The following is a 21366-nucleotide window of genomic DNA, read 5'->3' as shown; positions in this document are numbered from 1 at the left end:
CTCACCCCTCTAGAAATAATCTCCGGAAACCGGCTTTACCCCGCCCAGCCCCCTAAATGCATCCTGGTTCCGGTTAAGGATTGGCCAAAAAGGTCTCATAGGCCTTCTGGGTTTCCTGGGCCAGCTGTTCCGGTGTACTGGACCCTGCCATTACACCTTGAATTCCTGTATTGATGACTTCAACAATCGAGGCGTCGAACCAAAGGTCGAAGATTTTGGTTGCGTCGGCTGCCGCACTGGCCTCATAAGCCGCAAGTGCAACCGGATGAAGCTTGGCCGTATCAAATGCTCCGGGATCAAAAGCCGGAAAGCCCCCGACCTCAGCCATCAGCTTGGCGCTGCCGGAACCGGTCATATAATCAAGCATAGTCATAATGGCATCAAGCTTCTCACCAGCCTGGACGCCCGCATTGACGCTGTAATAGACGCCGGCTCCTCCGGAAGAACTGAGCGGATTGCCCAGACCCCCGTCAACACCCGGGAATACGGCCACTCGCGTAGCATCAGTGATTTCTGCCGGTGCATTGTTCACCACGTTCATTGCTGACCAGATGCCGCTGACAAATGCCGCGGAGCGGCCTTCGAAGTAATAGTTGACCATAGTATCGGAATCAACAGAATTCAGATCCTTGTTCAGATAACCGGCTTTGGCCAGATCACTCATTATACCGATTGCCTGCACGAAGCCCTTGTCTGTGAATTTCGCTCCGCCTCCTGTCAGGATGGATTCGGTCCATTCCGGTCCGCTTATCCGGTCGGTTAAGGCGCTTATCCAGCTGGACATCGCGTAGCCTTTAGACTTGTCTCCGTATGAGAACAGATTAACACCCTTCTCGGCCAGCTTTCCGCCCGCATCCATCAGCTCCTGCCAGGTCGCAGGGAACTGGCTGTATCCGGCCTCTGCGAACATATCTGCGTTGTAATAGATCAGATGGGTTGGCCCGGCTGCGATTGGAATGCCATACACCTGACCTTCACGTGTTCCGGCATCCAGTGTTCCTGCGCGGTAACCGTCGCGCCACTCGGTACGCTTATCCAGTTCAGCGTTCAGGGGAAGTGCGATTTCGTTATCTACGAAATTGGTCATCCATGAGCCGGGGACGATGAATACATCGGGCATATCATCAGCCGCTGCCAGTGCCTGGGCCTTGATGGAGTAATCCTCGTTCTGCAGCTGCTCTTCAATGACCTCGACATTCGGATAATCTGCACGGAACCGCTTCAGCCCGTCAAGCACTGCAGTATCCTCCGGGCTTTTGCCGATATTGGAGTCCTGGTATCTATGCATAAGCGTTATGGTGATGGTGCTGCCGCTTTCAGCCGCCGCCCCCTCATTGGCTTCGCTTCCGCAAGCGCCCAGTACAGTCGTTGCCGCCGTCATCATACCCAGCATGAATGCCCGTTTTTTCAATTCTCCCCACTCCTTTGTATGCATTTTCTGATTCTTTGGCATCCGAAATTGGATACAATCTGGTTCAAAAAAAATCACTTATGAAAAATTTCCTTAAAATTCAGCACATTGGTCGTCGTCTCGGTAAAATTCAGCGAACGCTCGATCTGCCAGAGATGCTCTTCCATAATATGAGCCGCCTGCTCTCCGTCCTGCCGCAGAATGGCCGCTAATAATTCCTCATGGTCATGACAGAAGCTCTGATTCGTCCCGTAGAGGGAAATGATAACCGAGGTGAGTGAGATCAGCTCCTCTAAAAAATGATAGTAATAATAGTTATCCGCCAGCTCTGCCAGCTTTAGATGTATATCTACTGTGACATCCAGCGCCCCGACAATATCACCTTCATGACTAGCCTCATGCTCCTCCCGGATAAGAATCTCCAGCGGGGCTAGTTGCTCAGGCTTCACGATTGCGCACAGCTTCCGGACCATTGATGTTTCGATGACCCGCCGCATTTCAAAGACCTCTCTCGCCTCATCGACACTGGGACAGGAGACAAAGGCCCCCCGGTATGGAATGACTGTAACCAGCTTCTCCATCGCCAGTCTTCTTAGAACATTCCTTATGGGCGTACGGCTGACCTGAAACGCTTCAGCCAGCGCATCCTCAACCAGCTGTGTATTCGGCAGCAGCTTGTGTTGCGTGATTGCGAGTTTAATGTCCCTGTAGATCTCCATCTCCTTTCTTTTAGTCATATCCGGCATCACTCCGTCTCTCATTAGAGATACAAGCTAATCAAGAATGGATTCTTAATTGAATACAATGATAGTTTCAATGCATATTAACGTCAATATATGTAACATATTTTCGGAAAAATGCACAACAAAAACTCCTTTTAACTCACCAATCAAGAAAAATAGTGCATCCAAACGTATAATAAGTTACATGTTAAATCAGGAAATACTATTAAAAGCCATTAACATAACATGATCATCACATCAAATTAGCAAAAAATAAAACAACCTGAAAAATCAGATTGTTTTTATTTATCAAACAAAAAAAAGCAAAAGAGCCTTGATAAATCAAGGCTCTTTTGCTTTTAGCATATTATGCGGTAGAGAGGACTCGAACCTCCACGAGCATACGCCCACTACCCCCTCAAGATAGCGTGTCTGCCATTCCACCACTACCGCATATGGTGACCCGTAGGGGATTCGAACCCCTGTTACCTCCGTGAAAGGGAGGTGTCTTAACCCCTTGACCAACGGGCCTAGCTGAGAAGTTATGTTTACCACAACAAAAATGAGTATATCAAACTCCAATCACTTTGACAAGTGTTTTTTTATTTCACGGGGAGGCTGCGGAGATCGCGGCTCCACTCCTCCCCATTGCAGTCTGCAGTACCGTTAATGGAGAACCGCTTCATAGATGTCTTATCCGCCATACACTGCCAAGGCTTCTGCCCCGCCTACCGGCTCATAGCCAAGACTCTTGGCCACTGCTGAATTCGTTACCTGCCCGGCTGCAACGTTAAGTCCGCGGGCCAGCGCCGGATTCTCAAGGACTGCCTTGTAAATTCCTAAGCCCGCAATCTGCCGCGCATAGGGAACTGTTACATTAGTAAGCGCAAGCGTGGAGGTCCGGGCCACCGCACCCGGCATATTGGCTACTGCATAGTGCACGACGCCATGCTTCACATAAGTCGGATTCTGGTGGGTTGTCGTCCGGTCGATCGTCTCGATGGAGCCGCCCTGATCAATCGCTACATCAACTATTACAGAGCCCTCACCCATCTGCTGCACCATATACTCCTTCACCAGCTTGGGTGCACGGGCTCCGGGAATCAGCACCGCTCCAATCAGCAGATCAGCCTTGCGGACCGCCTGCTCCAGATGATAGGAGTCTGACATCACCGTAATCAGCCGCCCGCCAAAAATATCATCCAGATAACGGAGCCGGGCGGCATTGTTATCCAGCACTGTAACACGCGCACCTAATCCAAGGGCCATCTTGGCCGCATTGGTGCCTACGATACCCCCGCCCACGATAACTACCTCACCGGGCTGTACACCGGGCACGCCGCTCAGCAGAACACCCTTGCCGCCCTGCGGCTTTTCTAGGAGCCTTGCTCCAATCTGGACTGCCATCCGTCCGGCAACCTCACTCATGGGGATCAGCAGCGGCAGCGAGCCGTCCGCAAGCTGGATGGTTTCATAGCCTACAGCAGTAACACCTCCGTCCACCAGCGCTTTGGTAAGCTCTGCTTCAGGCGCAAGATGCAGATAGGTGAACAGAATCAGCCCCCTGCGGAAAAAAACATACTCTTCAGGCAGCGGCTCCTTCACTTTCAGCACCATTTCCGCCTCATTCCATATTTGGGCAGCTGCCGGATACACTACCGCACCCTTATCCAGGTACTCACTGTCGCTGAAGCCGCTGCCCGTACCGGCAGACTGCTCAACCAGCACCTTATGACCGGCTTTACAGAAAACCTCCACTCCTGCAGGAGTGAGGGCTACACGGTTTTCATTGTTTTTGATCTCCTTGGGTACTCCTATAATCATATCGGTCCCTCCTTCACTGACAAAAGAAAGGCCCGCAAAGGAGCCTTTCTCTCTGAAGTCATTATTCATTCATTCCCCATATTATATGCGGAAGAACCGTTTATGGATTAACTTTTGCTTCAAAAGTCTGAACACCGCCGACAAATTTCAGCACGACAGCTGCTTTAACCGGGTCATGAGTTTCGTTCAGCGTGATTTTACCTGTTGCCAGCTGCAGATCTTTAGTTGCTGCCAGAGCATCCTTGATCTTTGCCGGATCAGCTTCACCTGCACGGGTGATGGCATCAGCAACCAGCTTCAGCGCATCGTAGCCCAGAGCCGCCATACCGTCCGGTACTGCGCCGCCGTTAGCTTCTTTGTAAGCATCAACGAAGGTAGTTACTTCTGTAGCTGTATCTTCAGGTGAGTAGTGGTTGGACATAAACGTATTCTCAAGCGCTGCTGCGCCGGCAATTTCAGCCAGCTGCGGGGAATCCCAGCCGTCGCCGCCCAGGAACGGTACAGTAATACCCATTTCACGGGCCTGCTTTACGATTTTACCAACCTCTTCATAGTAGCCCGGCAGATAAATCACATCCGGATTCGCTGCTTTGATACGGGTCAGAACCGCCTTGAAGTCAGAGTCCTTCTGCTGATAGGATTCCTGGCTCAGAACTTCTCCGCCGTTGGCCTTAAAGGTTTCCTCGAAGAATTTCTGCAGACCCTTGGAGTAGTCACTCGAAGTATCCGTGTAGATTACCGCCGTTTTAGCACTGAGGTTGTTGCTTGCAAAATTAGCCATAACCTGGCCTTGGAACGGATCGATAAAGGCTGCGCGGAATACCCATTCGTTCACATCGCCGCTGCGCTCATCAACAGTAACCTTAGGGTTAGTCGCACCAACAGCTACAAGCGGAATCTTTTTCTCAGTCGCAACCGGAACGATACCCAGTGTGTTAGTAGAAGTGGATGCACCAATAATAGTAACTACTTTATCGTTGGTGATCAGCTTTTGCGCCGCCTGTGTGGCTTCCTCGGATTTAGAGGCATTGTCGGCAACAACCAGCTCCAGCTGCTTGCCCAGAATCCCGCCGGCAGCATTGATCTGGTCTACAGCCAGCTGAGCACCCTTGGATGCGGAGTCGCCGAAAGAAGCCTGGCCGCCTGTAAGCTCAAGGTTAGCCCCGATTTTGATCGTGCCCCCGCCAGCATTTCCGCCGCTTCCAGAGTTAGCGCTGTTCTCTGTGTTGTTACCGCAGCCCGCTGCCAATACCGCAGTCAGTACTGTCGACAAAAGAATGGCCCCAATTTTTTTCATAGTTTCTCCCAGCCTCCCAATAATATAGTTTCTATGTGTTGGATCTGTGATGCCCCAGAAATATTTATCTAGTGGCCGAGATAGGCCATCTTGATCTCTTCCGAATCCGCCATTTCCTTGGCGTCTCCCTCCAGCACTACTCTTCCGGTTTCCAGCACATAGGCGCGGTGGGCTATCTTAAGCGCTTGATGGGCATTCTGTTCGACCAGCAGCACGGTTGTTCCGGCCGCATTGACCTCCTGGATGATTCTGAAAATATCCTGCACCAGCAGCGGAGCAAGCCCCATCGAAGGCTCATCCAGCAGGAGCAGCTTGGGGTGGCCCATAATCGCGCGGCCCATGGCCAGCATCTGCTGTTCCCCGCCGGACAGCGTTCCGGCCTGCTGCTTCTTGCGCTCAAGCAGTCTCGGAAACATACTGTAGACCCTCTCGAAATCTGCGGCCAGGCTTTTTCCATCCTGCAGGTAAGCACCGAGCTCAAGATTCTCTTCTACTGACATATTGGCGAATACGCGCCGCCCCTCAGGACAATGAATCAGCCCTTGCTTCACAATCGCCTGGACACTCTGGCCGGTAATCGATTTTCCGAGAAATTCGATACTCCCGGTCTTGGTCTTCAGCAGCCCGGACAGTGTCTTGAGCAGCGTGGACTTACCGGCACCATTGGCACCTATAAGCGTAACAATTTCCCCTTCATTAACCTGGATGCTGAGGTCCTTCAATGCGTGAATGGCACCATAGTAAACGTTGATTCCCTGTACTGTAAGCATCGCCTTTACGCCTCCTGTCCCAAATACGCTTCAATTACCTTCGGATTGTTCCGGATTTCCACCGGTGTACCGTCGGCGATAAGGACTCCGCGGTCCAGGACATAGATCCGGTTGCAGACACCCATAACCAGTGACATATCATGCTCGATCAGGAGAATGGTAAGATCAAATTCTTCACGGATCCAGGCAATCAGATTCATCAGATCCCGCGTTTCATTCGGATTCATGCCGGCCGCCGGTTCATCCAGCAGCAGCAGCTTGGGTCCGGCAGCAAGCGCACGGGCAATTTCCAGCCGGCGCTGATTACCATAGCTGAGGTTGCCTGCAGTCTCCTGGGCCTGCTCAGCGAGATTGAAGATTTTAAGAATATCCATCGCCTTCTGCGTAATCTCTTCTTCACCCTTGAAGTGCTTCGGAAGCCGGAGCATGGAGCTGAACAGTGAATGTCTGGCATGCTGGTGGAAGGCGATTTTGACATTTTCCAGTACGGTCATAGCTGTAAACAGCCGGATGTTCTGGAACGTGCGCGCCGCACCCTTATGGTTAATTTTAAAAGGCTTCATGCCGCCCACCGACTCATTATTAAGCATGATTTTGCCGGTAGAGGGCGGATACACCCCGGTTAACAGATTGAATAGGGTTGTTTTGCCGGCGCCGTTCGGTCCGATCAGACCGATCAGCTCCCCCTTGTTAATATGAAGGGAAACTTCACTAAGCGCCTTAAGGCCTCCAAAGGAACGGCTGGCCCCTTTAACGTCAAGGAGTACTGCTGTCGATGCTGCCATTGGCTTTGGCCTCCTTTTTTCCGAGCTTGCCGAAATTGATTCTGGTTTTGCCGAGCAAGCCGCTCGGACGGAAAATCATCATCATAATCAGCACGATGGAATAGATAATCATCCGCCATTCCGGGAATTCACGCAGATAGGTGTACAGCAGAGTAACGAATACCGCTCCCACAATGGAGCCTGCTGTGCTGCCCAGACCGCCAAGAACGACCATTACCAGGATCTCGAAGGATTTCAGGAAGTTGAAGCTGCCGGGCGTAATAACATAGAACGTATGCGCGGAAAGCCCGCCTGCCATACCTGCAAATAGTGCTCCAATGGTAAAGGCGATAACCTTGTACAGGGTAGTATTGATCCCCATTGCTTCTGCGGCAATTTCATTCTCACGGATGGCCAGACAGGCACGGCCGTGGGTGGAGCGGATAAAGTTGTTGATAAGCACAACCGTGAATAAGGTAAAGAAGAAGATAATGGTCCAGGTGGATTTTGCCGGAATCCCGCTAAGGCCGGAGGCACCGCCTACATACTCCGTATTCAGCAGAATAATCCGGATAATCTCCCCGAAGCCCAGCGTGGCAATAGCCAGATAGTCGCCGTTAAGACGGAGTGTCGGCATCCCTATCAATACACCAAAGATGGCAGCAACGATCCCGCCGATAATTATCGCCAAAACAAACGGCACATTGTAATCGAGCGTCAAGATGGCCGAGGTATACGCGCCTACGGACATAAATCCGGCATGCCCGATCGAGAACTGCCCGGTAATTCCGTTAATCAGGTTAAGCGATACCGCCAGCATGACATTGACGCCTACCAGAAGCAGCATAGACCGGGTTACATCATTAAATATTCCCGTTGTTAGAAGAACTTGAACGATACCATAGAACGCCAGGGCAATGATTGTGCCCAGCCAGAATTTTGTATTCAGCTTCTTCATGCCGTTCCCCACCTACACTTTCTCCCGGACATTCTTGCCAAACAGCCCGGATGGTTTAAAGATCAGGATCAGAATCAGCACAGCAAAAGCAACACCGTCACGCCAGGATGAATAGCCAAGCGATGAGATCTCCGTCTCAACGGTTCCCAGCAGCAATCCGCCGACAAGCGCGCCAGGAATGCTCCCGATTCCTCCAAGTACTGCTGCTACAAAAGCCTTGAGTCCCGGCATTACGCCCATGAGCGGATCGACGGAATTATAGGTCATGCCGAAGATTACACCGGCCGCTGCAGCAAGCGCCGAGCCGATAGCGAAGGTTGCTGATATAGTGCGGTCTACGTTGATCCCCATCAGCCGTGCCGCCTCCATATCAAACGATACAGCCCGCATCGCCTTACCGGTCTTTGTGTAACGCACGATATATTGCAGAATAATCATCAGAACAATAGTAGTAATCAGGATCATCACCTGATTGGAATCGACCTGAATGGAGGTTCCGAATAGCTGGTACTGCTTCTTCTCCATAATATCAGGGAATCCTTTGGCCTGAGGCCCGAGGATCAGCACACCGACATATTCCAGCAGGAAGGATACACCGATTGCGGTGATCAGCGCGGCAATTCTCGTGGATTTGCGCAGCGGCTTGTAGGCCAGCCGTTCAATGGTAATACCAAGCAGCGAGCTCATCGTCATTGAAATAATCAGCGACAGCAGCAGCACCAGCACCGGTGGCAGCCCGGCATTCGCCAGAAACTTGGCACTGTACAGGCCGATGAACGATCCGACCATAAACACATCACCGTGGGCAAAGTTGATCAGCTTGATAATCCCGTAAACCATTGTGTAGCCAAGGGCGATCAGAGCGTAAATGCTGCCTACGGAAATTCCGTTAATTAGTTGCTGAATGAAGTACTCCATCGCCATCCCCTTTTCCCCATAGTAATCAAAAATCCCCTTTCTCTGTCTCCCAATCTGTTTTTCTTTCTAAGATGTCATTTATATTAACACATGGTTTAGGTGTCGTCACTAAAAAATGCAAGTAATTAATATAATTTTCGAATTTTGGTGTTATGTTACATTACAATGTTTGTAAATTATGAGTTATATATTCCGGTGTTTATTGATAAACAGGAGCAAAACGGAGAAAAACGGAGCATTTACGAGGATAATCATTTGAATTTTTGTCTTCTTTTCTAATACAATACTTTATTTTCACGCAAATAATATAACATTTGTCTCTTCACAGCAGCAGTTCTTCAACTGGTTAAAGGAATAACGGTTTGCATTATTAGTATTCTGTATCTTTATATAGTTTTATGTAGTTTTCGGTAAGAAAAGCTGACATTAGACACAAAAAATTAACAAGTCAATCCTGTATGCTTATTCGTTGGCCTGAATAGGGGAATTATTGAGCAGAAGGAGCCGTTAAACGGCTTATGAAATTGCTGAACAGAATGCTAAAGTTATTGATGGATACGCAGGGAAGTTATTAATCAATCTGCTAACGAAAAATGCATAACGAAATGACGTATGCGGACTGAAGTATGCCAAACCTCTGGCGGCTTAGCTCCCGCCCCTACATGAACCTTATCGAAAACACAAAAAAAGCCCCCGGAAACCGGGAGCTTCATTTCTGTTATTACGACGGAGAGAGAGGGATTCGAACCCTCGCACCGCTTACGCAGTCTAACCCCTTAGCAGAGGGTCCCCTTATAGCCACTTGGGTATCTCTCCAAGAATGGCTCCCCGAACAGGACTCGAACCTGTGACAACTCGATTAACAGTCGAGTGCTCTACCAACTGAGCTATCAGGGAACATTACATGAACAAGAAATAATTTATCATGATTTCGGGTTCCCGTCAAGCACAGGCAGAGATTTTTTTGTAACGGTTACATTTGGAAGCTGGATGTCCGTTATTTAAGCGGATTGCAATATTCCCCGTCTATAGGAATTCTCACACGCTCCAGCAGTCCTTCTTCAGCCAAACGGTCTCTAAGCATCTCCCGGGTTACAAGACAATGGTTGATCGCCTCCATATGCACCGCAATAACCGCAGCGTCCGGCGCATAGCGGCATACATCGACCACATCCTGCTCACCCATCGTAATCAGCCCGCCAGTTACAAACTGTGCACCCCCGGCATTAACAACTACCACTTCAGGAAGATGCTCATCCAACGCTTCTTTAACTTCCCCGCACCAGATCGTATCTCCGGCAAGATACAGTACAGGCTCACCCTCCGCCTTAAAAATAAAACCGGACACCTTGCCCATCAGCTCCCCGGTCTCCCCGGTTCCGTGCTGTCCGCCTGCACGCGTCAAAGTGACATTTTGAAAATGCAGAGGCTTGTCATCAGGCACAGCAGTAACATTAAGGAAGCCTTGCCCGCCGATCTTTTCCTGATCTCCCTCCTGGCATAGTACAGGCAGATTATGCGCCAAAAGCGAGACAGCAGCCGCATCCCAGTGATCCTGATGCAGGTGTGTAACAAGCACCACATCCGGCTTCAGCCATTGCTCAGCGGGCCCGGGCAGCGGAACCAGCGGGTTTCTGCGGTCATTGGCCGTATTGACGATTGGCGGATTGGCCCCCTTTTCGCTCAGCATAGGATCGATCAGGAAGGAAAGCCCGCCATACTCCAGCCATAGTGCGGCATTGCGGATCAGTTGAATTTTCATGCAGGAACACCTCTTTCTTCAGTCTGTCTATCTGCTACAATTCATTATAGAAGGTCTCTGCTCTGCAATACATTGCGGGGTGAAACAGATCAGCCGTTTCTATTTTCATCCGGAAAGGATTAACCCGATATGACTTCCAACCTGATTGACGATACCGATTACCGCATCCTGCAGTATCTTATTGAGGACTCCACGCTCAGCCACAAGGACATCGGAGCACTGGTGCATATGACCGGACAGGCCGTAGGCGCGCGCATCCGCAGAATGCGGGAGCTGGAGATTATCGAAGGGTATACGGTACGCTGGAATCCGGCCAAAATCGGAGAAAGCCTCCTTGCTTTTGTCACTGTATTTTTGAGCTCAAACGCGGCCCATCCCCCTTTCCAGCAGTTTGCAAAAGCTCATTCTAGTGTAATTGAGCTGCACCGCGTCAGCGGCGAAGGCTGCTACTGGATGCGCGTGCGGCTGAGGGGGCAGGAGGAGCTGAACGCTTTTTTGGATGAGCTGCTGGAGTTCGGCAATTACCGGGTGAACCTGGGGATGGGGCAGCTTAAGTAGAGGGAGTCTGTGTGGGCTTTCATTCCTTCGCTGGCTGAGCTCATTATGAACCGGGCTCTTTAGTTCGATTTAGGTTGATTTAGGTAACCTAATTTTGCAGTTTCAGCTGATTTTTAATGATTAGTTGTAAAATCGACAGTTAATCCTGGCCGAAACCACCCGTAGCCGCGAAAACAGTAAGTTTAGGTTACCTTTTTCCAACTAATCTCCTTCCTGCCATCGTTTCCGGAGAAATAGGTGACTTTTTTCCACTTAGCGTCAATGGAATGGTGTAGGCGGATTTTATTTACTTTTAGTTCGATTTTGGTCACCTAATTTTGCAATTTCAGCTGATTTTTAATGATTAGTTGTAAAATCGACAGTTAATCCTGGCTCAAACCACCCGTAGCCGCGAAAACAGTAAGTTTAGGTTACCTTTTTCCAACTAAACTCCTTCCCGCCATCGTTTCCGGAGAAATAGGTGACTTTTTTCCACTTAGCGTTTTGAGATGATGTGGGCGGATTTAATTAGTGGAGTTTAAACAGGAGTTGGAGCAGCATTAAAAAGGCCGCCGCCAAGGGAAGGGAATTCCTGAGACGGCGGCTTATTTAGTGCTGCATGAAGGCAAAAGGAACAGGATTAATCGTTCAGTAATCTGCCGGCCCGCAGCAGCCTGGCCAGTATGACCGCCGCTTCAGCTCGGCTGGCGGCGGCCTGCGGCGCGAAGCTGCCGGAAGGCCGTCCCTGCATGATCCCGCCGGCGGTCAGGGTGTTCACCGCTTCCTGTGCCCAGGAAGCGATGTCGGCAGCGTCGGTGAAGCTGCCGTCGGGGGCTGGTGCCCCTTCGCCGATCGCGGCAGCATAAGCGTCAAGGATTTGGCTTGCTGCAACCAGATCTGCGCTGGTTGCAGCAATATCAGTCACGGCTACAGGTGCACCAGTCACAGCAGCATTTGCGGCGGAAGTGGCGATAACACTTCCGGCGGCGGTGGTGATAACACTTCCGGCGGCGGTGGCGGCTGGCATTCCGCCAGCGCCTACGGCAGGTACGGCTTCAGGCAGAGCTGAAGCGGATTGCACCAGCTTCAGTGCTCTGGCGGCCATCACCGCCAGCTGCTCCCTGGTGACCGGAGCCTCCGGACGGAAGGTACCGTCCGCGTAGCCCTGCACCAGGCCCAGACGGGCAGCCGCCGACGCATCGGCTGCGAACCATGCGCCGGCCGGCACGTCGCTGAAAGCGGCGGCGTCAGCCGCAGCCTCCGGCAGCAGGCCGAGCGAGCGCACCAGCATGGCCGCGAATTCGGCCCGGCTGACGGTCTGCTGCGGCGCAAAGCTGCCGGCGCCGCGGCCGTTCAAGATGAGCTTGCCGGCCAGCAGCTCAATCTCGGTCTTGGCCCAGTGGCCGGAGAGATCACTGAAGCTGACCGGGTGCAGCGCAACGGCTATAACGCCTCCGGCTACGCTGCTCTTCACGGTAACCTTCGTTACGCCGCCGGCTGCCTCAAACAGGGCCGGCACATACCGGAAGGTACCGCTCTGTGCGTCGTACAGCAGCGCTGCCGCGCGGCCTGCACTGACCGCCTCGTCTACGGTCAGCGTCCGCTCTGCGTAAGCAGCGCCGAAGCCGCTGACCGGCACGGCGGCTGCGCCGCTGCCGCCGAGTACGCTCAGGGTGAAGCCTGCCGGCACACCCTTCACCGCAAGGTCCTGCTTGCCTGCGTCGGCAAGCAGCTTCTCAAGCGCTGCGCCGCTTAGCGGAGCCAGCGCAAATTCCAGCGTGCCGTCTGCAAGGCCGGCCGCCTCAAGCACGCTTTCCGCGCGGTGCAGCGGAAAACGGTAGGCCGCGCCGCCGCTCGTGACCACGAGCACGGCGCCGGGCACTGCCGCAGCCGCGCTCCGCAGGGCGGCTGCGCTGAAGCGCGCCGTGCCGCCGGCACCGGCAGCGACCGTGATCTCGCGCTGGCCTGCGGCAGCAGCAGCGCTCAGGCGGGCGTCACCGTCCGCCGCAGCAGCGCCAGTTCCTGCGCTGCCGCCGGAGCCTCCGGTGCCGCCGGGGCTGCCGGACTCCGTATCGTCCGGCTTCAGCACAGCCAGGTCATACACCCGTGAGCTGCCGTTCACGCTCACGCTCAGCAGGGTATTCCCTGCTGCAACAGCCTGCAGCCTGCCGTCCTTAATGCCGGCAACATCTGCTTCCGCAAAGCTCCATTCAGCCTGTGCGGTAAGATCCGCGCCAGCCTGATCCAGCACCTGCAACTCAGCAGCCGTGCCCTGCTTCAGGATAAAAGGCCCCTTCTGCCCGTCAGCCAGCTTCACTGTGAACGGCTTAACGGCAGTTGCGATGCCCTGGTTCTTCTCGCGGACAGTGAACCCGGCTGCAGGATTTGCCAGCAGGTTCATCCGCTCCCCGCGGATAATCAGGTTGTCGATGAGCAGGCTGCCGGTCAGCTCAGGCGTCACTTCCACACCGCTTGTGCCTGCCCCGTCAATCACGTTGTCCGTGAGCACAACACCGTCCAGCTTCATATTGCCGTGTGCAACCAGTCCGGAGAAAGTACTGTCCAGTATCGTATTGCCGCGGATCTGCACATCGGCATTCAGATCGCTTTCGCCTGCGTACAGCCAGATGGCTCCCAGATTGACTCCATAGCCGGAATCATAGCTGCCTGTGCGAAGCAGTGTATTGCGTTCTACCACCGTAGTCCCCCGGAACGGTTCAGCCGAGAAACGGGTCGATACCGCAATACCCGCACCGTTCGTTACGGTGTCTTTAACGATATTATCCTGAATTTTGTTGTCCCGTCCGCCAAAGACGACGATATTATCGGCCAGCCAAGGCAGCGCAACGGTATTGAAGCGGGCTGTATTATTGAAGCTTGGCGTCCGCTCACTGCCGTTAACGTCACTCAGCTTGTCATCGGTAAAAGACCACATCGCGATCCCGTCATCCCCCGGATAGCGGATATCGCTCTGCTCCATCATGCTGTTGCCTGTGCCCACGGCAAAGTTAATGCCGTCCGCCATCAGATTGCGGATACGCAGGCCGACCATGTGCAGGCCGTCTGTCCGCGCCTTCCCGCCTCCCGGCTGGGTCAGCCACAGCCCGGCTTTGGTATGCTCGATCCAGACATTCTGGATGAGCGAGCCCTGTCCGAACGCCCCGTGAAAAGCGTTCGTAACCGCCTCATCATCACGCACATTAATACCGCCCTCGATCAGCAGATCAAGTACTCTGATTTTGCCTCCGTGGCCGTAGAACTTGGCCCCGTTCAGCCTCGTGTACCATATCCCTGCTCCGCGGATGTCTGCATTATACAGGTCAAGCAGACCGTCGCCGACATCGAAGCTGCCTGCCGGGAACCAGACACCGCCTCCGGCTGCTTGTGCCGCAGCCAGCGCGGCCTTGAAGGCGGCAGTGTCATCACCTTCATCATCAGGCACAGCGCCGTAATCCGTCACTGGCAGATACCCTGCCGGCATCTCCAGTGCAGGGGCAACCTGCTCCAGCTCTGCCAGATCGATCACATAAGAGGCTGCCTGATCCTGCGCACTTTTCTCCAGACGGATCACAGCCCCCGCCGGAGCATCACCGATCAGGGCATGAATTTCGTCAAAAAAGCGGTGCCCGCTGCCCTGCCTTGGATCATTCGACCACGGATAGCTGCCGTATTCCCAGGCATATTTGGAGGTCAGGCTCAGCTGCTGCCGTTTGCCGTTCACCACCAGCGTCAGCGTCTCCTCAGCCCCTGCACCGTCCGGACTGTCCGGGATGGAATAACGGAGCACGATGGAATTCGCTGCCTCAGCAAGGGCGAACTCGACATAATCTCCGGTATCCTTAAGCACTACCGCCTGCCGCCCGGAGGCTTCCGAGGCTACACTGCGGTACTTGCGGGATGGACCTATAAGCTCACCGTTCGTAGCTGCATCCTCTGCCTCATAGCTTATATAAGGAACTGTAGCCCCGCGATAGGCTTTGGCCACACTGTCCTTGACGGTGAGACTGTCAACGGTTACCTTACTCCAGTCACCATCGCCGCTGCTGATCGTAACGGTATTCATACCCGCTCTCAGCGCCAGCTTCACAGGTATCTCGTGCCAGTTACCGCTGCCAGATGTCAACGCAGCTGTACCCTGCGGGAGCCCGTTCACCGTTACATCCAGTGCAGCTCCTGCAGAAGCTGCATTTTTATAGTGGAGTACCGCACTGTACTCTCCGGCCTGCTCCGCATTTACAGCAAAACGCAGCAGTCCGGTGCCATGGAAGGCATCCTTGCCTGGATACACAATATTCTTAGGCACCGGCACAAAGCCCCATTGCTTATTGCCGTCCACAGCGAACACTGCGCTACGGTCTGCGCTGCTGATCTGCATAAGGCCAAGCTTCTCCTCCACAACCCACTGCGAGGCCTCCCCTCCGCCGGAAGTCAGCTCAGGCGCTCCTTTTTCATCAAGTGAGAGATAGTGTCCGGTCTGCACATTTTTAATCCTTTTGCGGCCGTTAACATCCTGCACCAGCCACTCAGCCTTAGCAGTCAAGTCCTTGCTGTCTGCATAAACCGGCTGGCCATCCCTCTCAGCCAGTACTTTCCCAGCCGGTGATTGCGGCGCGATTATCACAATGTTGGTATCATTTTGCGCCGGTGTAGAGGTATCACTGTTCCTCGCCTCACCAGCCGGTCTGTTGAATTCGGCCGGTGCTGCTTCCAGCGCCCAGTGCGCGGATGCCTCGCTATCCAGCAGCAGGCCGCGCTCGGCATAGCCGGTTTTATGACTCAGATTAATCAGTTCATCGTCATATTCCCCGTATAAACTGCGGATCAGGTAATTGCGGTAATCTGCAGCGAGGCTTACTTTCCAGACTGAAGCACCGTGCGTATCCGGCTCAGCGCCGCCCTCCAGGAATGAATAATCCCCGGTCAGCGTCAGGTAATGGCCGGTAGCCCGGTTAACAATCAATTGACCGTCCGTTCCCCCTGAAATCGTCCAGTGCGAGTAGCCGTTATCCGCTGCAGGCTGGCCGTAGAGGACTACACCATGCTCATTTTCATAGAGGTAGTCGCCGGTCTGCGCGTTCTTGAATCTGAGCGGATATGCCGGAACCGCAGGTGGAGCTTCTGTTACCGCTTCGGCGGTGAACTGTGAGCTGTCCATAGCGGAGGCATCTGCCGCTTTACTGATGCGGATGACCGGTTCTCCGTCTGCACCGGCTGCACCGTACAGATAATGGCCGGCCCAGGCGCTTTTAATAGTAGAAACACCTGATAGCTGCATATCTACCACCCACCGGATGCTGGCCCAGACATCATAGACCGTCTGCTCAGTAGGAACAGCCAGGTCCGGTGACTCCTGCTCAATCGCCTCACCGAAATTTTGCAGCGAGAGATATCTGCCCGTCCCCCTGTTCTTAATCTTCACGGCCCCGTTGGTACCCGGGATTTCCTGCAGCTGCCATACAAAGCTGTCATCCTCCGGGTCAAGCGTACCGTATGTCGCCTGGCCGACCGTCATGTCAGTGACAGCAGCAGGGGTAACGGCCGCTCCCGAGTGCAAACCCGCCTGCTCCTCAGCAGGTTCCAGCTGTGTTGTCCACCCTACGGATTCATTTCCTATCCCAGCGGCCGGTGCACTCTTTTCACAAGAATCTGCAATCTGCACCTCTAGTCCGGAATGCTGACCATACACCTCCTCCGTAACCGAAACCCCGCCTTCCGCCAGCTTCCGTCCATTCTCCTGTGCAGCCGGTACAGGACCATCCTGCAAATACTGCTCCTCCCCGTTCACACTGTTAAGCCGGAAGCGGAACAGCTCCTGCTTCTTCTCCGTTACCGGAACGAATCTCCACTTCGGGCTGCCCCAATCCGGATTAATAACGCCATACTCGGCATATTTAGTCAGGTTTTGCAGGGAAATATATTTTTCAGGACGTTTGCCCGGCTCCTTATCGATGACATTGGATATAACGTAGGTGCTGTCACCTGTATTTTTTCCGGTCCAGATGTAAGCCTGATCCACATGGACTTTGTCCGCCAGCGGGCTCACCTGAATATGCCCGTCCGGCATCTGCGCTATATTGATGTAGTGGCCGGTTTTGCGGTTCTTGAACAGCTTGCGCCCGTTATATTTCTCCACCAGCCACTGGTCAGAGCCATCCTCCTGCATATTGCCGTATTTCAGCAGCCCTTCCTTGCTCTCGTACCAGTAAAAGGACTGCCAGCCGTTCTGAATCCTGTAATAATGCTCAGTGTTATCGGTCGGAGTGCCCGGGTCAAGCAGCTGCCACTGCGCCGCAAGTGTACCCGCATCCGTTCCGGCACCGGCTCCGCCGCCTGCCAGCATCGCCAGATAGACGCCTGGGCTCTGCACATTTTCAACCGTCTGATAATCGTCATAATCATCCGATTCATTGAATATCCACCGGTCGGACGGCTGGCTGCCGCTGAGCGCCAGTGCTTTTACCGTATCCCCGGTGTAAGACAGGTAATGACCGCTCGACGCGTTGCGCAGCCGTTTATGGCCGTCATAATCCTCGACATACCATAAATAGCTGTTCTCATTTGCCGCCTCCGGTGCAACCGCCCCATGCGCTAACGCTCCGCCGGAAGCTTCATAGAGGTAATCCGCCGCCGTCTGCGCATCGGTATACGCCGCTATCCGCACAGGCTGCAGCTCTGTAACCGGCACGATCATCCACTGCGCACTGTGATTGCCTGCCCAGCCCGGCCAGTTGTTAGAGCGCACATTGTTATCATCGCCGTACTGCGGATTCAGCCACAGCTCTTTGCCTCCGTCGGTCAGTCCGTGATTGCGCAGAGTGATGTAGCCTGCCCCGTCATCGCCCAGGGCTGCTTCCTGGAACCATTCGCTCAGCCCTTTGTCAGCCGGATCAATAGCCTCCGCTGCAACACCGGACCAGTGCTCCGTATTCTGCTTGATATAATGTCCGGTCGCACGGTTGCGGATCGTTATTGTCCCCGCAGCCTCCCCCGGCTCCAGAAACCACTGCGCGGCCTCATTGCCCAGCGCTGCTCTGCCATAGAGTACCTTGCCTTCTGCTTCATACATCACCTGACCGGGACGCATCCGGCTCTCCAGCCGCACCGCAGGCGCTGCGCCCAGATCGATAAAAGCCCACTGCGGGCTTTCAAAGGTCACATTAATGTCCGAGCTGACCTGGGCATAGCCGAGCTGATTTTCCTGATGGATGACCAGCCTGCCTTCGGGCACAGTTGCACTGCGGATGACCATATACCCGCTTCGGTTCGACAGATCAATCAGCCACTGCTCGGATGCGCTCCCTTCACCCGCACTAGCTGCTGCTTTTAAGGAATCCTCTTTGCCGGCGTTACCGGCGAGCGTGATGTAGTGGCCTGTTTTGACATTTTTGATCCTTGATACACCTTCCGATGTTTCCACCTTCCAGTGCGCAGACGTATCTGCCGGATTGGTCATCCCGTAACTTACAACTCCTTCGCTTGTCTCATACAGATAGTTGCTTTTCCACTTGTTCCTGATCAGGACTGTGCCTGTTGGAATCTGCCCTGCCCCTGTTCCACCGACCCCTGCCGCTTCCGCCGGACTCCCGCCCGCACCAAAAACAGACAGCTCCGGCAGCATAAGCAGCAGCACCAGCAGCCCAGCTACCAGTGACCTGAAGCGTTTCATAAATGCGCCCCCTCTAAGCAAAAATGGACTTCCCCTCCATCTTAGGTTGATAGCGCTTACAAAACGAGGTGTGATTGTACTCGCCGCAGGTGTATTTGTACGGACATCCGGCTGGCCGGGCGGGTATACCTGCTATTAGACAGAAAGAAGCAGCCGCCGCGGAAAAAGCAACGTTCAGCTCGTTCCGGACTGCCGCTATATTATAGAAGTAATTTATATCCGGGAAAAAACAATATGACCGGCCTTCATCACTAATCTGACGTTTTGGAGGTTCCCTATGTCAGACAGCGGATCTCCTTCAATAATAAACAAATCCGCCCTCTTGCCGGTTTCGATTGTTCCCAGCTCATGAGATACGTTACCTATCTTTGCACCGGTTGAGGTTGCCGCTACAATAATTTGCATCGGCGTAAGACCGGCCTCCCCTAGCAGACGGATCTCTTCCCACGGCATTCCCAGCCTGTACCACGGACTTTCCTCTTCTACAAAATCATCCCCAAAACCAATTTCTCCCCCTGCCAGGACAAACCTGCGGACATTATCCAGACCTTGCTGCAGCAGCGGTGCACCGAATTTATCCTGGAACATCTGCAGCACAGTAAGTGTGGGAACGATCCGGATGTTCTGCTCTACCATCTGCCGGATCAGACCGTCGTCCAGGCGGTCATAGACCATATGCGCAGCATCGTTAATCCCGGCATCCACTACTATCTGCAGATTACGGGAGCTGGTTACATGGGCAGACACATGAGCTCCGTTTTTTGCAGCTTCCTGACAAATGGCCTGCAGCAGTTCCTGATTAAGCTTGGGCAGTCCGAAGGTGCTGGGATCATAGCCGTCTTCCAGTGCTGTTTTGATAAAATGAACGCCTTGCGACAGCACCTCCCGGACCTTGATTCCGGCTTCCTCCACACTTGCAACCCCTATAGGCGCCTGTCCGCCGTAGCCTCCGGGAGCCGTGAACACTTTTCCTGAGGTGAGGACTCTGGGATAAACCAAGCTGTCCAGCTGATTGGTATGCAAGATCACGTCGTCAATCGTTGCGTCCGTTGTCATGCCTTCGTCACGGACCGTAGTAATTCCCTCCCTGAGACAGGCAGACAGATATTCCTTGTGGTATCCGTGCAGCGGCTGACCCTGAAGCCATTTAAAGCCGGTGTGCGCATGGGCATGAATAAATCCCGGCAGGATTGTAAGCCCGCTTAAATCAATCTCTTGTACATTCTCATTCTTTATCCGGCTGCTTATCTCTTGCTGTGTAATGGCTCTGAAGCGGCCGTTTACGATTTCAATCGTTACGTCAGGTATAGGCGGACCTCCGGTTCCATCGATCAACGTCCCGTTTCTCAGCACAATTGATTCATTTTTCATGAGAAAATAAACCCTCCAGCACAGAATGTTTGTTTGCATTCAGGAGAGAGTTTACCGCATAATAATTACCAGATGAAGGTAATCTTCATTTATAAACGTTTGCTACCTGGAGGCTCACATGAAGAACAAAAGTGATAAAGCTGAAAAAAACGATAAAATCGAAACCCCAAAACTCCCGGACCCTGCCCTCCTGCCGCCGCAGCATCTAGATTCACTGCAGACCAAGGAGGAATACAGCCGCTGCCAGATCAGCGATATCCAACTGGAGTATCAGGAGGCGGAGAAGGTCTCCTTTGACAAGGTATTATTCAAAAACGTCACTATCAGCGAGTCCACACTCCGTGCCATTGAGCTGACGGATGTGATCTTTGAGAACTGCGACCTCTCTAATGTAGATTTCAGTGAAGCGTTCGTCCACCGGACCGAGTTCAGACAATGCAAAATGATCGGTACCGACTTTACCCGCGCCCGCTTTCAGAATGTCTCTGTGACTGATTCGCTCTGCGATTTTGCCAGCTTCCGGTTCGGCAAGCTCAAGCTGACCGCCTTCGGGCAATGCTCGCTGAACAGCGCTGATTATTATCAGGCTGACTTTCAAAAGGTTACCTTTGAGGACTGCACAATGGATCAGGCCGTCATGGCCGGAGTCAAGCTGAAGGACACCGACTTGAGCAGCTGCGAATTCACCGGACTGCAGGTGGACCTTGAGGACTTGCCGGGCTGCATTATTTCAGCAGATCAGGCGGCTTCTTTTGCCGGGCTGCTCGGCCTTGTTATTAAGTAGCTGATTATTTCCCGGCTTCGAGCGTCATTAGCTTCAGCTTGCCGGAGCATTTGCCGCAGCGGTAGCGTGCCGGATCAGCCCGCCGTTTGCGCGGATACTCCATATCACAGGCCGTGCACACCAGCTTGTACCGGTAAGGCTGCGGCTTACGCGCTTTGGCCCCGGGGAGCGTCTGACAGTAGCGGCTTCCGCCGACTTTGGCCAGCAGGCTTTTAAAATCGGCATCCCGGTGCATATATCCCCGCTTCGCCAGATGCAGGTGATAGTGGCAGAGCTCATGCTTGATGATTTTTTCCGTCTCCTCCTGCCCATAAATAGCAAGCTGTTGCGGATTAATCTCTATATTATGGCTTTTGGTAAAATACCGTCCGCCCGTCGTCGTCAATCTGCTGTTAAAGCTGGCCTTGTGCCGGAACGGCACGCCGAAGCTGCTGAGCGATACCCGCTCAATCCACTGCTGCAGTTCCTCATTGCTCATACTGATGCCGGTACTGGTCATAGCGTCCGCCCCCTTTTAAAAGTTGCAAAAATAACATCACCTCTTGAATTGTAACTTGCCCATAGGCTACACTGTCAAGAAGG

14 protein-coding genes and 4 tRNA genes are annotated in these 21366 nt (G+C 53.3%); 2 read left to right on the top strand and 16 right to left on the bottom strand.

Annotation, left to right across the window (positions count from 1 at the left end; genetic code table 11):
• Window positions 1-73: 73 nt before the first annotated feature.
• From R70723_RS05500 to R70723_RS05440, 13 genes are all read right to left on the bottom strand, one after another.
• Window positions 74-1411 carry an extracellular solute-binding protein gene (locus tag R70723_RS05500; RefSeq protein WP_039870392.1) on the bottom strand — a complete coding sequence of 446 codons (1338 nt, stop codon included), beginning with the start codon at window positions 1409-1411 and terminating at the stop codon, window positions 74-76.
• A 74-nt stretch (window positions 1412-1485) separates the two neighbouring features.
• Entirely contained in the window at window positions 1486-2148 is a 663-nt protein-coding gene (locus R70723_RS05495) for a GntR family transcriptional regulator (protein WP_039878303.1), read from the bottom strand.
• A gap of 355 nt (window positions 2149-2503) precedes the next feature.
• A tRNA-Leu gene (locus R70723_RS05490) sits at window positions 2504-2586 on the bottom strand.
• 3 nt (window positions 2587-2589) lie between these two features.
• Window positions 2590-2664 (bottom strand) — tRNA-Glu (locus R70723_RS05485).
• 162 nt (window positions 2665-2826) lie between these two features.
• Window positions 2827-3957, bottom strand: coding sequence for an alanine dehydrogenase (gene ald / locus R70723_RS05480; RefSeq protein WP_039870390.1), 1131 nt, complete (start codon window positions 3955-3957; stop codon window positions 2827-2829).
• 100 nt (window positions 3958-4057) lie between these two features.
• The gene (locus R70723_RS05475; RefSeq protein ID WP_039870388.1) at window positions 4058-5254 is read right to left on the bottom strand and encodes an ABC transporter substrate-binding protein; all 1197 of its coding nucleotides are present in this window, start codon (window positions 5252-5254) and stop codon (window positions 4058-4060) included.
• Window positions 5255-5322: 68 nt separating this feature from the next.
• Window positions 5323-6024, bottom strand: coding sequence for an ABC transporter ATP-binding protein (locus R70723_RS05470; RefSeq protein WP_039870386.1), 702 nt, complete (start codon window positions 6022-6024; stop codon window positions 5323-5325).
• 5 nt (window positions 6025-6029) lie between these two features.
• The gene (locus R70723_RS05465) at window positions 6030-6809 is read right to left on the bottom strand and encodes an ABC transporter ATP-binding protein (protein ID WP_039870384.1); all 780 of its coding nucleotides are present in this window, start codon (window positions 6807-6809) and stop codon (window positions 6030-6032) included.
• Window positions 6781-7746 (bottom strand): branched-chain amino acid ABC transporter permease, encoded by a 966-nt coding sequence (locus R70723_RS05460; protein WP_039878300.1) that lies wholly within the window; start codon window positions 7744-7746, stop codon window positions 6781-6783. Before R70723_RS05460 ends, R70723_RS05465 begins: the two co-directional genes overlap by 29 nt.
• Before the next feature lie 12 nt (window positions 7747-7758).
• Window positions 7759-8586 carry a branched-chain amino acid ABC transporter permease gene (locus tag R70723_RS05455; protein WP_442950335.1) on the bottom strand — a complete coding sequence of 276 codons (828 nt, stop codon included), beginning with the start codon at window positions 8584-8586 and terminating at the stop codon, window positions 7759-7761.
• Between the two features lie 805 nt (window positions 8587-9391).
• Window positions 9392-9480, bottom strand: a tRNA-Ser gene (locus R70723_RS05450).
• Window positions 9481-9485: 5 nt separating this feature from the next.
• Window positions 9486-9561: transfer RNA gene (locus tag R70723_RS05445), tRNA-Asn, on the bottom strand.
• Window positions 9562-9661: 100 nt separating this feature from the next.
• Window positions 9662-10426 carry an MBL fold metallo-hydrolase gene (locus tag R70723_RS05440; RefSeq protein WP_039870381.1) on the bottom strand — a complete coding sequence of 255 codons (765 nt, stop codon included), beginning with the start codon at window positions 10424-10426 and terminating at the stop codon, window positions 9662-9664.
• 129 nt (window positions 10427-10555) lie between these two features.
• Here R70723_RS05440 and R70723_RS05435 point away from each other — a divergent pair, with 129 nt between their 5' ends.
• Window positions 10556-10984, top strand: a complete 429-nt coding sequence (locus R70723_RS05435; protein WP_039870379.1) for an Lrp/AsnC family transcriptional regulator — start codon at window positions 10556-10558, stop codon at window positions 10982-10984.
• Window positions 10985-11603: 619 nt separating this feature from the next.
• Here the strand turns inward: R70723_RS05435 and R70723_RS31895 are convergent.
• Together R70723_RS31895 and R70723_RS05425 are read right to left on the bottom strand one after the other, a co-directional pair.
• The gene (locus tag R70723_RS31895; protein WP_052421191.1) at window positions 11604-18629 is read right to left on the bottom strand and encodes an S-layer homology domain-containing protein; all 7026 of its coding nucleotides are present in this window, start codon (window positions 18627-18629) and stop codon (window positions 11604-11606) included.
• Window positions 18630-18842: 213 nt separating this feature from the next.
• Entirely contained in the window at window positions 18843-20000 is a 1158-nt protein-coding gene (locus tag R70723_RS05425) for an amidohydrolase family protein (protein ID WP_039870377.1), read from the bottom strand.
• Between the two features lie 118 nt (window positions 20001-20118).
• Between R70723_RS05425 and R70723_RS05420 the strand changes: the two genes are divergently transcribed.
• A complete protein-coding gene (locus R70723_RS05420; RefSeq protein ID WP_039870375.1) occupies window positions 20119-20784 on the top strand; it encodes a pentapeptide repeat-containing protein in 666 nt (221 codons plus the stop codon).
• Between the two features lie 4 nt (window positions 20785-20788).
• On the opposite strand, the gene R70723_RS05415 is transcribed toward R70723_RS05420, so the two are convergent.
• Window positions 20789-21262 carry a SprT family protein gene (locus R70723_RS05415; RefSeq protein ID WP_081957551.1) on the bottom strand — a complete coding sequence of 158 codons (474 nt, stop codon included), beginning with the start codon at window positions 21260-21262 and terminating at the stop codon, window positions 20789-20791.
• Between the last annotated feature and the right edge of the window lie 104 nt (window positions 21263-21366).

Origin of the sequence: Paenibacillus sp. FSL R7-0273 (assembly GCF_000758625.1) — a bacterium.
Classification (GTDB): Bacteria; Bacillota; Bacilli; order Paenibacillales; family Paenibacillaceae; genus Paenibacillus_AQ.
This window is presented reverse-complemented; position numbering and strand designations above follow the sequence as displayed.

Excerpts from the sequence above, each read along its gene's own strand:
- R70723_RS05495 (WP_039878303.1), bottom strand. The coding sequence starts at position 2,148 with ATGACTAAAAGAAAGGAGATGGAGATCTACAGGGACATTAAACTCGCA.
- ald (WP_039870390.1), bottom strand. The coding sequence starts at position 3,957 with ATGATTATAGGAGTACCCAAGGAGATCAAAAACAATGAAAACCGTGTA.
- R70723_RS05475 (WP_039870388.1), bottom strand. The coding sequence starts at position 5,254 with ATGAAAAAAATTGGGGCCATTCTTTTGTCGACAGTACTGACTGCGGTA.
- R70723_RS05470 (WP_039870386.1), bottom strand. The coding sequence starts at position 6,024 with ATGCTTACAGTACAGGGAATCAACGTTTACTATGGTGCCATTCACGCA.
- R70723_RS05465 (WP_039870384.1), bottom strand. The coding sequence starts at position 6,809 with ATGGCAGCATCGACAGCAGTACTCCTTGACGTTAAAGGGGCCAGCCGT.
- R70723_RS05460 (WP_039878300.1), bottom strand. The coding sequence starts at position 7,746 with ATGAAGAAGCTGAATACAAAATTCTGGCTGGGCACAATCATTGCCCTG.
- R70723_RS05455 (WP_442950335.1), bottom strand. The coding sequence starts at position 8,586 with ATGGTTTACGGGATTATCAAGCTGATCAACTTTGCCCACGGTGATGTG.
- R70723_RS05440 (WP_039870381.1), bottom strand. The coding sequence starts at position 10,426 with ATGAAAATTCAACTGATCCGCAATGCCGCACTATGGCTGGAGTATGGC.
- R70723_RS05435 (WP_039870379.1), top strand. The coding sequence starts at position 10,556 with ATGACTTCCAACCTGATTGACGATACCGATTACCGCATCCTGCAGTAT.
- R70723_RS31895 (WP_052421191.1), bottom strand. The coding sequence starts at position 18,629 with ATGAAACGCTTCAGGTCACTGGTAGCTGGGCTGCTGGTGCTGCTGCTT.
- R70723_RS05425 (WP_039870377.1), bottom strand. The coding sequence starts at position 20,000 with ATGAAAAATGAATCAATTGTGCTGAGAAACGGGACGTTGATCGATGGA.
- R70723_RS05420 (WP_039870375.1), top strand. The coding sequence starts at position 20,119 with ATGAAGAACAAAAGTGATAAAGCTGAAAAAAACGATAAAATCGAAACC.
- R70723_RS05415 (WP_081957551.1), bottom strand. The coding sequence starts at position 21,262 with ATGAGCAATGAGGAACTGCAGCAGTGGATTGAGCGGGTATCGCTCAGC.